General features: G+C 35.0%; 10 protein-coding genes. 7 read left to right on the top strand and 3 right to left on the bottom strand.

The window, feature by feature from the left end:
- Positions 1 to 425: 425 nt before the first annotated feature.
- The 7 genes from CCZ01_RS01295 to CCZ01_RS01265 all read left to right on the top strand — a co-directional run bounded on the left by CCZ01_RS01295 (position 426) and on the right by CCZ01_RS01265 (position 7,564).
- Positions 426 to 1,259 (top strand): 4-hydroxy-3-methylbut-2-enyl diphosphate reductase, encoded by an 834-nt coding sequence (locus CCZ01_RS01295; protein WP_112051429.1) that lies wholly within the window; start codon positions 426 to 428, stop codon positions 1,257 to 1,259.
- 73 nt (positions 1,260 to 1,332) lie between these two features.
- Positions 1,333 to 3,003: a 30S ribosomal protein S1 gene (locus CCZ01_RS01290; RefSeq protein WP_112051428.1), complete on the top strand. Its 1,671-nt coding sequence runs from the start codon at positions 1,333 to 1,335 to the stop codon at positions 3,001 to 3,003.
- Positions 3,004 to 3,023: 20 nt separating this feature from the next.
- Positions 3,024 to 3,527, top strand: coding sequence for a hypothetical protein (locus CCZ01_RS01285; protein WP_112051427.1), 504 nt, complete (start codon positions 3,024 to 3,026; stop codon positions 3,525 to 3,527).
- A 9-nt stretch (positions 3,528 to 3,536) separates the two neighbouring features.
- Positions 3,537 to 5,120, top strand: a complete 1,584-nt coding sequence (serA, locus tag CCZ01_RS01280) for a phosphoglycerate dehydrogenase (protein WP_112051426.1) — start codon at positions 3,537 to 3,539, stop codon at positions 5,118 to 5,120.
- A gap of 55 nt (positions 5,121 to 5,175) precedes the next feature.
- Positions 5,176 to 6,156, top strand: a complete 981-nt coding sequence (locus tag CCZ01_RS01275; protein WP_112051425.1) for a DUF475 domain-containing protein — start codon at positions 5,176 to 5,178, stop codon at positions 6,154 to 6,156.
- An 11-nt stretch (positions 6,157 to 6,167) separates the two neighbouring features.
- Positions 6,168 to 7,154 carry a tryptophan--tRNA ligase gene (gene trpS / locus CCZ01_RS01270; RefSeq protein ID WP_112051424.1) on the top strand — a complete coding sequence of 329 codons (987 nt, stop codon included), beginning with the start codon at positions 6,168 to 6,170 and terminating at the stop codon, positions 7,152 to 7,154.
- Positions 7,151 to 7,564: a hypothetical protein gene (locus CCZ01_RS01265; RefSeq protein ID WP_112051423.1), complete on the top strand. Its 414-nt coding sequence runs from the start codon at positions 7,151 to 7,153 to the stop codon at positions 7,562 to 7,564. The genes trpS and CCZ01_RS01265 overlap by 4 nt, the downstream gene beginning before the upstream one ends.
- Here CCZ01_RS01265 and CCZ01_RS01260 read toward each other — a convergent pair.
- From CCZ01_RS01260 to CCZ01_RS01250, 3 genes are read right to left on the bottom strand one after another with little or no spacing between them, the layout of a single operon-like run.
- Complete coding sequence (locus tag CCZ01_RS01260; protein ID WP_112051422.1) at positions 7,554 to 9,185, bottom strand: methyl-accepting chemotaxis protein; 1,632 nt, start codon at positions 9,183 to 9,185, stop codon at positions 7,554 to 7,556. The two genes, CCZ01_RS01265 and CCZ01_RS01260, sit on opposite strands and share 11 nt — an antisense overlap.
- Before the next feature lie 58 nt (positions 9,186 to 9,243).
- Positions 9,244 to 11,253, bottom strand: coding sequence for a dynamin family protein (locus CCZ01_RS01255; protein WP_112051421.1), 2,010 nt, complete (start codon positions 11,251 to 11,253; stop codon positions 9,244 to 9,246).
- Positions 11,250 to 13,589: a dynamin family protein gene (locus CCZ01_RS01250; RefSeq protein WP_112051420.1), complete on the bottom strand. Its 2,340-nt coding sequence runs from the start codon at positions 13,587 to 13,589 to the stop codon at positions 11,250 to 11,252. Before CCZ01_RS01250 ends, CCZ01_RS01255 begins: the two co-directional genes overlap by 4 nt.
- Positions 13,590 to 13,597: the final 8 nt, after the last annotated feature.

Below are 13,597 nucleotides of genomic sequence, written 5' to 3'. Positions count from 1 at the left end.
AAGTCGTATTTTCTCTATGGAAGAATTATACAGTAGCTAAAAAAATGGTTTAGAAAAGGCATTGCCATAATTTTTTGCAAATAATCTTGAATGTTTTGTGAATCAGTGTGTTTATAGTGAGCGTATGAGCTAGCATGTGGGGTAGCTTGAGGAAGTAACTAGGGAATTTTCACAGATTGTGTAACTACAGAGTTAGTACAATTAAAAATGTGTGAATTTTATCGATATTACTCGGCGTTGCTGTAGAAATATCAATAAAAGACAAATATTGCTTGGGATAAAGTAGAATATAATTTGATTGCAATAAGGGAATATATTATTTGTTGCAGTAACAGAAATAGTATAAATTTTTTGTTATTTTAGGATGGATTAAAGAAAAATTTGTAAGATTGGGTTGATTTAATATTATTAAAACAAGGCGAGAAATGATTGTAAAAAAAGCGAAGAATCTAGGTTTTTGTTTTGGTGTGAAGAGGGCTATTCGTCTAGCTGAATCTAAGCCGGGCGGTATTACACTTGGGTCATTAATTCACAATCCAAAAGAAATTAATCGCTTAAAAAGTGATTATGGCGTAAGTGTATGTGAAAGTGTTGCAGAGATTCCTAATCATTCAGAGGTTATTATTCGTACGCATGGAATTCCTAAGAAAGACTTAGAGAAATTACGTCTTAAAAGCAACCAAATTACCGATGCAACTTGTCCGTTTGTAACTAAACCTCAACAAATCTGTGAGCAAATGAGCAAAGAGGGTTATCAAGTAATTATTTTTGGTGATGAATCTCACCCAGAAGTGAAGGGAGTAATGAGCTATTCTATGACGCCAGTGCTTGTTGTTGGTAATTTGGAAGAACTAAAAAAAAAGTCTCTGTCTGAAAAGATTGCTTTAGTATCTCAAACAACAAAAAAAATTAGTGAATTTTTAAATATTGCGGATTATCTTGTGCGAGAATGTACAGAAGTGCGTATTTTTAATACGATTTGTAATGCAACTTTTGATAATCAAGAAGCAGCCAGAGAATTAAGCTGTGAAGTAGAGGTGATGATTATTGTGGGGGGTAAAAATTCTTCAAACACCAAGCAATTATTGTCTATTTGCCAGGAGCATTGTGATGATTCCTATTTGATTGAAGATGAAAATGAATTACAAGAAGAGTGGTTTTTGCATAAAAAAATTTGTGGGGTAACTGCAGGTGCATCAACTCCAGATTGGATTATTCAAAATGTTGTTGCAAAAATTGAGGCAATTACTCCAATATAGCAGTTTTTAAACAAAAATATGTTACAATAACTAAAAGTAACCACTAAGGTTGAGTTTTTTATAAAGGTTGTAAATGGCTGAAAGTAGTAAGTGTGCCTCTTTTGGGGAAGATGAGGGTGAGGATTTTGGTGCGATATTGGACCAATTTGATGCGAAAAGTAGAAGTGGTAAAATCACTGTAGGGACAATTGTTAGCATTAACGAAAATGAGGGCATTGTCTTAGTTGATGTAGGTGGTAAAAATGAGGGTAGAATTAGTGTTGCGGAAATTACAGAGAATGGGGAGCTGAAGTTTAAAAAAGGCGATAAGATTGATGTCATTGTTACAAATGAACATAGCGAAAAGCCATCTGTATCTCACGTTAAGGCTTTAAAATATCATAAGGTGCAGGAAAAGATTATTGCTTTGGGCGATCAACATAAAGATGTTGTCGTTGAGGCAAAGATTGTTCATAAAAATCATGGTGGCTATACGCTTGAGGATGATGAGGGTGTGGAATATTTTATGCCACGTAAGATGTCAGCACTTAAAGATGATGGTAAACATCTTAATAAAAGAATTAAGGTGTGCATTATTAATGTCAAGCCTGACGAAGATACGATTGTTGTTTCTCGTAAGCGGTTTTTTGATATCAACAATAAGATAAAAAAAGAGGGTGTGCAGAAGCTTTTGGGTGCAACAGAACCTCTTGTAGGCATCATTAAGAAGATTACTGCTTTTGGAATGTTTGTTGAGGTTGAAGGCATTGAGGGGTTAGTGCACTATACGGAGATTAGCTACAAGGGTCCGGTAAATCCTTCCAAAACATTTAAAGAAGGTGAAAAAGTTAGTGTCAAGGCAATTGGTTATGACGAGGAGAAAAAGCGACTCTCCCTATCGATTAAGGCGACTGCTGAAGATCCATGGAAAGAAATTGAAGATGAGTTAGAGGTTGGCGATGCAATTAAAGTGGTTGTAAGTAATGTTGAGCCCTATGGTGCATTTGTTGATTTGGGTAATGATATTGAAGGATTCTTGCATATCTCAGAGATTTCTTGGGACAAAAATATTAAACATCCGGGTGAGCATCTTAAGAGTGGGCAGGAAATTACTGTTGAGGTTATTGAAATTAATGTCCAGTCAAGGAGATTACGTGTTTCTTGCAAAAGAATGCTAGAGCGTCCTTTTGAAAATTTTTGCAAAACACACAAAGAGGGTGATATTTTAACAGGTGAAATTGCAACTTTGACTGATTTTGGTGCATTTATCAAGATTGGGGGCATTGATGGCTTGTTGCATAATGAGGACGCCTTTTGGGAGAAGAATTTGCGTTGTAAAGAGCAGATGAAGGAGGGCGATAAAGTTGAAGTAAAAATTATCAAAATTGACTCGGAAAAGGAGAGGATTTCTTTAAGTCGCAAACATCTTTTATCATCTCCTGCAGATAGTTTTAGCAAGAAGCATCAAGTTGATGATAAAGTAATTGGTAAGATTCGTGACATTAAGGATTTTGGTGTTTTTATTAATCTTGAAGATGGCATTGATGCTCTCATTCGTGTAGAAGATTTAGCACCACTAAAAAAAGAGAATCTTCAAGTTGGCGATGAAATTGAAGGTGTGATTTCTTTAATTGATAGAGATAATAATCGCATTCGTGTTTCAGTTAAACGTTTGGAGCGCAAGAAAGAGAAAGAACATATTAAAGCTTTTAATGGTGATGAAAAAATGACATTAGGCGATGTTTTGAAAGAATTAAATTCATAGCAGAGGCGGGCGGTATTTGAATGTCGAAATTTGCGGTTGCGTTGTTTGGTTTAATTGTCATTGCCTTAGCGGGCGTGGTTACTTTTAGCTATCTCAAGCTTTCTGGATTTGAAGATGAGCTTGCTGAACGAAGCAATCTGTCTTTAAGTGATGATAAAACCGGAATTTCTAATCAAAAAACCCTAATGGAACAGGCAACGGAGGAGGTAACCTCTTGGGCTGATGGGCTTTCAAGCGGTAAACGCGGTTCTTTTGTTTATCCTGCTTTGGAGTTAAGTATTAACTTTGATGTTACGCCTCCTGAGGCAGGTGAGCAACGATTTTTAGTGATGGTGGAACAACTTGATGCTTATCGGTTTTTTTGTCTGAATTATGTTTTAAATAGTAATGGCATCAATTATGCCTACTATAAAAATGGAGGCAGAATTCAGCTAATGATTAATGCAAGAAGTGAGCAGTATTTGAAGTCTGTTTTAGAGCAACTTAAGCAATACGAAATTCAGTATCAGCTACAAAGAACTTAAGGAGAGTTTATGCCTTATAAGATTGTTGTATGTGACCATATTCATGCACATGGTTTGGATATTTTAAAAAAAAGTAGTGAGGTTGATCTAATTGAAGTAGCAGATCACCCAAAAGATCGTTTGGCTGAAGTGTTGTCTGGCGCTGATGTTGCTATTACACGTAGTTCCACTGATGTTGATTCAGCGTTTTTAGCTGCTGCAACTGGTATTAAAGCTATTGTAAGAGCGGGTGTAGGTGTAGATAATGTTGATATTGATGCTTGTTCTCGCAGTGGCGTAGTTGTGATGAATGTTCCAACTGCAAATACGATTGCGGCTGTAGAATTAACAATGGCACATTTATTGAATGCAGTGCGAAATTTTCCAGGTGCGAATCACCAATTAAAAAATGATCGTATTTGGAAACGTGAAGATTGGTATGGTACAGAACTAAAAGGTAAGAAATTAGGCATTATTGGTTTTGGTAATATCGGTAGTCGTGTGGGCTTGCGTGCCAAAGCGTTTGAGATGGAAGTCATTACCTATGATCCGTATATTAAACCTGCTAAAGCAACAGACTTGGGTGTAGGTTATGTGACAGATTTTAATGCTATTTTAGAGTGTGATATTATTACGATACATACTCCAAAAAATCGTGAAACAATTAATATGATAAATAAAGAACAAATAGAAAAGATGAAAGATGGCGTAATTCTAATTAATTGTGCAAGGGGTGGATTATATAATGAGGAAGCTTTACTAGAAGGCTTGAAGTCTAAAAAGATTCGTTGGGCTGGAGTTGATGTTTTTAATAAAGAACCAGCAATACAAAATCCACTACTTGATGTCCCTAATCTTTATGTTACTCCTCATATTGGTGCGAATACTCTTGAGTCTCAAGAGAGGATTGCAATTGAGGCTGCAGAGGCAGCAATTGAAGCTGCAAGGGGCTCAAGCTTTCCAAATGCCTTAAATCTTCCTATTAAAGAAAATGAGCTACCCTCTTCGTTAAAGCCTTTTTTAGAGTTGATTCAGAAGATGGGGTTTTTAGCAACACAAATCAATAAAAACCCGATTCACTCCATTCAACTTACATTGGAAGGGGAACTGAGGAGTTATTCTGCTCCTTTACAAACTTCTTTACTTGTTGGTGCCTTGAAAGCAAGTTTGGGTGATGCCATTAACTACGTTAACGCCCCATTTGTTTCTGAAGAAAGAGGGATTAAGTGCAAGGTGGATTGTAAGGAAGCACATGGTGCCTATCAAAATGTTGTTTCTATTAAGTTAACAAGTGAAACAGAGACAATTACTCTTAGTGGAAGCGTTTTTGATGGCAGTATTCAACGCATTGTTGAGGTAAATGGCTTTTATTTGGACATTAAACCTAAAGGAAGAATGATTTTTTTTAGAAATACAGATGTTCCGGGTGTCATTGGTGCTATTGGGACAATTCTTGCTAATCACCAAATTAATATCGCTGATTTTCGCTTGGGGCGCAACGCACACAATGAAGCTTTAGCGGTTATTATTGTTGATGATGAAGTGAATCAGGCTACACTTCAAGAATTGCGCAATATTAAGGCTTGTTTAAATATTGCATATGCAGTAATTTAATTTCTTTTTGTAATCATGTTTATGATGGGGTGTATTGCCCATCGCAAGGACCTTTATGAAATATTTTGCGTTTTCCTCTTTTTTTGCCCTGGCGGGTTTAGTGGTTGCGTTTATTTTTTTGGGTGGTGTGAATGCTGCCTATATTGTCTTTTTACTTGCGTTATTGGAAGTTTCTATTTCATTTGATAATGCTGTGATTAATGCAAAAGTTCTCAATACAATGGATGAAAAATGGCGTTTTCGATTTATTACTTATGGGATTCCTATTGCCGTTTTTGGTGTTCGTTTTATTTTGCCCATTGTTATCGTTGCTCTTGCTAGCTCTAAAGGGTTTGTTGAAATTACGCAACTGGCTTTAAATGACGCTGCAGCCTATGCTGCATTACTTTCTGAAGTGATGGGGACGATTTATGCTTTCGGTGGAGCATTTTTATTGATGGTGTTTCTGGAATTTTTCTTTGATGAAGGGAAGGAAATTTCTTGGATTAAGGGCTTAGAGCAGAATGCATTTGTTGTAAAAATTAGTAAGATTAACTTTATTGAATTATTTGTTGCTTCTGTGGTTGGTATTATTCTTTTGGGTATTAGTCAAGATATTTCTATTGGTATTGCTTATTTTATTGGTTTAGCATTATATGCTTTGATTAGGGGTATTGATAATGCACTTGCGAAAACGGGTGCAAAAAGTGGGGTAATTGGGTTTTTGTATTTGGAAGTTCTTGATGCAAGTTTTTCACTTGACGGTGTGATTGGTGCATTTGCTTTAAGCAATAATGTTTTTATTATTATGATTGGTCTGGCAATTGGTGCATTCTTCGTTCGCTCTTTAACAATTTATTTTGTTGAAAAAAAAGTGCTTTCAGAATTTATCTTTTTAGAACATGGAGCAAGATATGCGATTTTATTCCTTGCAACATTGATGTTTGTACAGATTTTTCACCACATTCCGGAAGTGATTGTGGGTAGCGTTGGTATGATTATTATCGTTATTGCTTTTGTGCATTCAGTGATTCATAGTAAAGCAAATCGTAAGTAGGAAAGGGATTTATGAGTAAAAAAAGAATATTTTCAGGTATTCAACCAACCGGAAATATCCATCTGGGGAATTATTTAGGTGCGGTGAAGAATTGGGTTAATTCTCAAGAGCAATTTGAAAATATTTTTTGTATTGTCAATTCTCACGCTATCACTGTCAAACAAGACTCTAAAATATTAAAAGAGAAAACTTATGAATTAATGGCTATGCTTCTTGCATGTGGGATTGATGCAGAGAAGTCTATCCTATTTGTACAATCTCAAGTGAATGAACACACCGCACTTGCTTGGATTCTTGATTGTTATATTCCAATGGGAGATATGAGTCGTATGACGCAATTTAAGGATAAGAGTAGCCAGAATGCAAAAAATATTAATGTTGGCTTGTTTAATTATCCTGCTTTGATGGCAGCAGATATTTTACTCTATGATGTTGATTTTGTTCCCGTTGGAGATGACCAGCGTCAGCATATTGAATTAACGCGTGATGTTGCCCAACGTTTTAATTACGAGTATGGTGAAACTTTCAAGATACCAGAATCGATAATCCCTGATGTTGGTGCTAGAATTATGAGTTTGAGTACGCCAACAAAAAAAATGAGCAAAAGTGATGCTTCGCCACAAGGTACAATCGCTTTGTTAGATAGTCCGAAAGATATTTTAGCGAAAATTAAAAGGGCGACAACAGATTCTTTAGGACATATTACATTCAATACAGAACAACATGGTGTTTATAATCTTTTAAAGATTTATCAAGCACTTAGTTTGCAAACAGAAGAGCAGATCATATTAGAATTTGAGGGTAAGGGTTATGGGGTGCTAAAACAAAGGGTTTCAGAGGTAATTATTGAGTCATTAAAGCCCATTCAAGAACATTATTTTATGCTACAAAAAGAACCGAACTATTTAGAGCATTTGATTTGCAAAGGGGCTGACGCGGCAAGGCAAATTGCTGAAAGTCGTTATCGTATTGTAAAGGAACGTGTAGGGCTTTTATGATTGACAATCGGGTTAGAGAAAAGCTAGAACTTTTTTTATATTTGATTCAATCTTTAAAGATTGAAAATAAAACGGATATGCAAATAAGAGATTCTTTTTTAGAGTATGGCTTAGATGACCAAGAGTGGTATGATTTATGGGAGATTTACACTGCTTTGGAGCAACATTGGCGAGAAGCAATTCAGAAGCTTTTTTTGCATGGAGGTATTTTTGATGATGAGATTCAGCAACAACTAAAGGGTTTAAGTGAACCCTTGTTTCGACAATTATGCTTAGAGGAAAAGCAGAAGATTCAAGAGGAAATGCAAAAAAACCAGCCCCGCCCATCCTATTTTTTATGGAAAATGGCAGGGGTTTATGGAATTTGCATATTTTTTGCCATTGCATTTTTGTGGTTTTTTATATTTTAAATTCTTTAATAACTTTTTCTAGCTGATGCGACGCATCTTCAAGCAGTTTGATTTCATCTCGACTTTTTTCTAAAATATCTGAAGTCTCCTGAGCTATATTTGCGATTTCATTAATCTCCTGTGATAACCTGTTAATTTCGTTATTTTGGTTTTCGGAGTGCGATGCAACTTGTTGTATTTTATCTAAAGAGTCTGTTGCTTGATGATAAATCTCATCTAGCACTGAAGAGGCTTCATTCGCGACCTCGTAACTATTATCAATTTCTCTCACCATTCCTTCTACACTTGAAACTGCTTCTTTTGTTTCAGTTTGAATAAGCTCAATAATATGATTAATTTCTTGTGTGGCAACCCCAGTTCTTTCTGCAAGTTTGCGAATTTCATCCGCAACAACAGCAAAACCTCTCCCTGATTCTCCTGCTCTTGCTGCCTCAATAGCTGCGTTTAAGGCAAGCAAATTTGTTTGGTCGGTAATTTCTTGAATTAATTCAGCACTATTACCAATTGTTTGTGCATGTTGGTAGAGAGATTGAATTTTTGAGGCGGAATCTTTAGCAGATTGAGTAACGCTTTCAAGATTTTCAGCAGTTTTTTTAACTGCCTCTCTCCCCCTTTCACTTAATTCAGCACTTTGCGTTGAGTTATCGCTAGTGAGTTGTGCAATTTTTGTTACCTCTGCTATGTTCACTTGAATTTGTTTGATATCTTCTGAAAGAGAGGTTGTCATATCTTCCTGACGATTTGCAGCATTTTGGGATAGTAAGGAAGCATCCGAAACAATGTTTGTTTTGTCAAGTAATGTTTTGGATACGCCAACAATTGTTTTAATAATTTCAGAAATTTTAGCTTGCATTAATATAACAGCACTAAGAGTGCTTCCCTCATATGCGGAAGTTACCTGTTGCGTGAGGTCGCCCTTTGCAATTACATTGACAATGCGTTTGAGTTCCTGTGGTTCTCCACCTAAAGAATGCTTAAGGAATCTTCCTAAGGCAAAAGCAATGCTAATGCCAATGCATGCCATAATGATGGTTAAAACAATCATTAAATAGCTAAAATTTTGTGCAATATCTTTAACTTCTTGTGTGATGACTTGATTTTGGCTCTCTTCATAATCAATCAATCGGTTGATAGCGGCTAACCAATTCACAAATTGTCCGGCAACCGTTGTTAAAAGAATCTGTTTTGCCTCATCATCTTGATTTTGTTTTTTTAAGCTAATGATTTGTTGGACGCTTGCTACCGTTTCTTTCTCAATGCGTTGAATTTCTGCAAGCAAGGCTTTTTCTTCTGCATTTACCAACTGATCGTTACTGAAAATAACTTGTAAATTTTTGGCAGCTTCAGAATACATATCCCTTAACCTTTGAATTTCTTGAAGTAAGGAATCCATTCTTGTTTTTTCAAATAAAATTACATCCCGAATAGCGATGGACCGATCATGAACACTACCACGAAAATTAATAGCGTAACGTTGCTTGAGAGCATTGAGTTCAGTGATTGTTGTTAAACCCTGATTGATATTACCCACTTTAAGCATTCCTGTTGTTGCAACAAAAATCATAATGGCGATCAGGATTCCAAAACCTAAATAAAGTTTTTGATTCATAGACAAATTCATTGCTTACTCCTTTAGCTTGTAGCGAGGTGATTATACATTAAAAAAGTAAATCCACACCCTATAAATGTGTTAAGGTAATTCTTTCTCTTAAGTTCCTTACTTCATTTAATCTTTCTAGGGTTGGAGCAGTCCTGGACTTTAAGATTTGCATTTTTGTTTCCATTAATTGTTTATAGCGGATAAACATTTTTTGGTATACGCGTACGAGTGTTGTTTCTTCACCCTCAATGCGGGGCAAAAAACTAGCAATATTAAAAGATTCTTCCACGATTGTTTTGATTTCAACAAAAGTAGGAATGTATATTTTGAAGCTTTTTGGTTGAGAGAGATGGAGGGTTAAAGATTCTTCCATACGTTTTTCAATTGTTAAAATGACAAGTTCGGTTAGCTTTAGATGGATACCATTAAAAAGTGTATTGATACCTTCTATTTCCGTTTGGATATAAGCATTCATTTCCAAGATGAGTGCTAAGCAATCTTGAGCAATCTCCTCATAGATTTTTAATGCAAAATGACGTAATTGGTTATAACTTTCATCAGACGCTAAATGATGTCGCTTATAAAGAAACTCACAACTTTCTTGCCAAAGTTTTAACTCTTTTTCAAATTTTTTATAAGTTTGTAAAAAATCTTCTTGGATATGGATTGATGCTTTTTTAAGTTTGATAGGAAACTTTTTAAAGAATTTAATATTCTTAGAATCTCCTAAAAATAGTTCTTCATTAATGCGATCTTTATCAAAATAAGCAATATTGAACTCTTCTTTCACGATTTTATTGCCCAATATTCCGGATTTTTCCGTGTAAACACTCTTCAAACCTTGCAATAAGTGTGTGTATAAAACTTCTGTAATGCTTTCTAGATGATAATGAAATTCTTGCCCCAAGGCAGAAAGTTCCTCTTTATAGCGACCCTTTAGTTGCTTTAAGAGATTATTAATCTCCTCTTGGTGATGTTGCAAAATATTTTGTAATTCTTGATGTGCTTCTTGAATATGTTCATATTGCTCTTCAAAAATATCAATGATGCCTTGAATCTCCCGCCTAATTGTGAATTCTTTTGTGGCTTCAGCCTGTGGACGGATTTGTTCTTGAATGAATGTAATAACAGATTCAAAATTAGATTTTTTGTAAAGTTCTTGAATCTGTGCTGTATCAATTTTTTGGAATTTTTCAACTTCTCTTTCTTGCTCTATACAGAGTTCTTTTATCTTTTCTTGTGAGTATTCATTAGCTTTAAGCTGCTGAATACGTTGTGCTAAATGTTTGAGGGATTCTTGTATGCATTGAGATTCTTGATTTTGTTGTGATTGTAGTGCTACTTTAGAGGATATGGCAATAACATCTGCAAAAAATTGCTTAAAACGTTCTTTAACATAATTGATGGCGGTTTGGATTTCTTCTTCAGAAGAAAGGCGATCCTTTTGATTTAAAACGCATAAACTCTTATTTGCATAGCGGCCCATAAATTTTTCCAAAATTTCTAGTTCGCTTTGTTTGCCTGCATTATCAATTAAAGTTAGCCAAATGATGCCATCAACTTTTTCCAAGATACGATTTGTTGTATCTGTATCGCTTTGTCTTTGGGAGTTAAAGCCAGGAGTATCTAAAAAACTAATTTCTTTCAATATTGGAATGGGGGCTTTGAGGTGGAATTCCTGAATTATTTTTAAGGGTTCATCTTCTAATGAAAAAATGTCTTCTACTCTTCGTAATTCTCTATTAGCATTTTGATAAATAACTTCTAGGTTAAAATCATAGTCATAGCTTAGGCGACAGACTTTTGAAGTTATGGGAGTTACACCTGTGGGGAGAATCTCGCCTTTCAGGATGGCATTAAGAAAAGTTGATTTTCCAGCGGAAAATTGCCCAACAACGGCAATAAGCATAGGTTCTTTCGCTTTTTTGTGTAACCTCTTAAATTCTTCTTTGAGATTGTCTGATGGATAAAACTTTTCATCAAGAAGAATTTCAGCTACCCCAATAATGCCACCACCCATTGTATTCTGTTGTTTTTGTGCTTCACTTTTTTGAATGTATTGCGTTGTAAATTGTTGTAGTAATGTCATGAAACCTCTTTTAAAATGGATTCAAATGTATTTAAAATATCAAAAAGTGCTTCCTCTTCCAGTAGAAGATCTTTTTCTTTGTCCTGTGTCTCTGTATTTGTTCTTTGTTCTAAAGCATTCTCTAAAATTTCCTTTTCATTACGGATTTTTTCATGGACAAATGAATATAAATTTCCAAAAGTTTGTGTGCATTCTTCAAGAATTTCATCATTTAATATTTTTATCCAAGTTTCTGTCCGTTCGCTTAAAGCGTCAAAGCCAAGTATAAATAACTGGTCAAGTTCTTTTTTTAATTCAGATCCTTGTTTTTTTAGGGCAAGTTGTGCTGCAGAGTGTGGGATTATAGAGGTTTGATCAATAAATGGACGTTCTTTAAATTTTTTGAGTAATAATATTTGTGTATCAGCCATTTTCTCATCAATGAAACGATTATCCAATTCTTCAAATGCATAAAAAAGTTCACGAATTTCTTGAAAAAAGAAATGTAGCGATCTCTCTAACTTATAGCAAAAATCTCGTCTTGCTTCTGTTACGCCATCTTGAATACCAATAATGAGGTTTTTTTCGATATGATTGGCTTGTAGTGAGTGGTTTTGGGCATTTGCATAATTAACTTCATCAATTAAGCGATTTTTTAAAAGTTGTTCATATTCTTTGAGTTTAAATATTGCAGCTTTTCCTAGCTGTTCAAATTGTTGCATGAAGGTTGTTGTGCTTTCTGATATGGATTGTTTTACTTTTTTCTCCAAAGACTGTGCATTTTGTTCATGTTCATGATGGGCTTTTAAACGTTTTTGCAAACTTTCTGCACCTTCTTGAATAAGACTTTTTTTCAATTCAATTTCAGATTGAATCAAAGAAAATAAGTCAATCATCTTGCGACAACTTCCATACAGAAGGGTGCGACTTTTTTCAGATTCAGAACCAAATAGTAATTCTCTAAGTATGGATTCTAGTTTTAAAATCCCACTATCCTCTAAAGTGTAACCTTTTTCTAATGCCTCTTGTGCACGATTTGTGCGATGTAATAATGCCATATAAGCAGCCGTTGGAATAAATTCGATCCTTTCAATAATTTGGTCAAATCCTTCTGTGGAACGAAATTCAAGTAAACGATTCTGAATGCTTGTTTGTGTGTACTCTAGGACAGCTTGTAAATCTGAATGACTGATTGTGTCGACATGCGTTAAGACAACCAAAAACCGCGATACATTTTTGTTGGTTAGTGCATCGACGATAAAATCAATATCCTTCTGTGTTGCACTTTGTGCCGCATTCATTAAATGAACAATCACATCACAACGCGTGAGATAAGTTTTTGTGATTTCTTCTCTTTGTGTTAGTGGGTCGTCAAGACCTGGCGTATCAACAAGCTCAACACCATTTTTTAAGAATTCTAAGGGTGTAAAAATCTCAACACTTTTAACAAGATTGCAATATTTATGAGGATTTTTAGCGGAAGTATAAGTTTGCAAAGAATCGATGGTGATATCCATTACCTTGCCTTGTTCTGTAATTTCAAGCATCAATTGATCTTTAAACTTTTCTTCACTCTCCCGGACGAAAGCAGCAATCCCGTCATTAAATGTCGCAGATTTTCGGATATTATCCCATTCTGCTTTATTCCAAAAATAAATCTTTCCGCTTTCTTGTTCTCCATACTTTAGGATAGTTAAATTTGCTGTCTCTGGAATGACTGAAGTACCCAATACCTCTTTTTGCAAAATTGCATTCAATAGTGTACTTTTTCCAGAAGACATTACGCCTGTAACGCCGATAGAAAAATGTTGATTTTGCAATGATTCAAGAATGTCAAAAGCTTTTTGTTTGCTGTGATAAGTTTCTAAAATTCTAGTGTTTTGCAATAATAATTGATGAATTTTTGCAATATTTTCTTTAAATAAATTTTCATTTTTTTGCGGAGTGTTTAATTCTATCTGTTTGGGTTTAGGGCGGAGTTGGTGGAGTATAGAACGCATTTTTTGTTCTTCATCATATTCTAAAACTCCGCACTCTCTAAGAGATATTAACCTTTTGGTTAATTCTTCAACAACTTTTAGTGATGGTTTTGTCGCAAGAATATGGAGAATGCAACACTGTAGAGTGCGGATATTTTCAGGTAATGGTGTTGTGTTAAATTTTTCGCATAGATGGTGGATTACCTCTAAGGAACAGAATATATCTTGATTGCGTCTATTGCATACAAGTAAAATGGCATAGGAATCAAGCCCTTCTTGTTGTAGGGAATGCAACCACTCTTTATTGTATTCCGGTGTTTCATGATGATGTAATAGCGTAAAAAAATCAGCAATAATTCTTTGAAAATTCTCATTCATTAATGCCC

The sequence above is a fragment of the Helicobacter monodelphidis genome, assembly GCF_003288845.1.
In the GTDB taxonomy this organism is placed as follows: domain Bacteria; phylum Campylobacterota; class Campylobacteria; order Campylobacterales; family Helicobacteraceae; genus NHYN01.
Note: the sequence above shows the minus strand (reverse complement) of the source record. Positions and strands in the feature narration are given on the sequence as shown.

Bases quoted from the DNA above. Each gene is read 5' to 3' on its own strand.
- serA (WP_112051426.1), top strand. From the start codon at position 3,537: ATGCCTTATAAGATTGTTGTATGTGACCATATTCATGCACATGGTTTG.
- CCZ01_RS01250 (WP_112051420.1), bottom strand. From the start codon at position 13,589: ATGAATGAGAATTTTCAAAGAATTATTGCTGATTTTTTTACGCTATTA.
- CCZ01_RS01295 (WP_112051429.1), top strand. From the start codon at position 426: ATGATTGTAAAAAAAGCGAAGAATCTAGGTTTTTGTTTTGGTGTGAAG.
- CCZ01_RS01285 (WP_112051427.1), top strand. From the start codon at position 3,024: ATGTCGAAATTTGCGGTTGCGTTGTTTGGTTTAATTGTCATTGCCTTA.
- CCZ01_RS01260 (WP_112051422.1), bottom strand. From the start codon at position 9,185: ATGAATTTGTCTATGAATCAAAAACTTTATTTAGGTTTTGGAATCCTG.
- CCZ01_RS01275 (WP_112051425.1), top strand. From the start codon at position 5,176: ATGAAATATTTTGCGTTTTCCTCTTTTTTTGCCCTGGCGGGTTTAGTG.
- CCZ01_RS01255 (WP_112051421.1), bottom strand. From the start codon at position 11,253: ATGACATTACTACAACAATTTACAACGCAATACATTCAAAAAAGTGAA.
- trpS (WP_112051424.1), top strand. From the start codon at position 6,168: ATGAGTAAAAAAAGAATATTTTCAGGTATTCAACCAACCGGAAATATC.
- CCZ01_RS01290 (WP_112051428.1), top strand. From the start codon at position 1,333: ATGGCTGAAAGTAGTAAGTGTGCCTCTTTTGGGGAAGATGAGGGTGAG.
- CCZ01_RS01265 (WP_112051423.1), top strand. From the start codon at position 7,151: ATGATTGACAATCGGGTTAGAGAAAAGCTAGAACTTTTTTTATATTTG.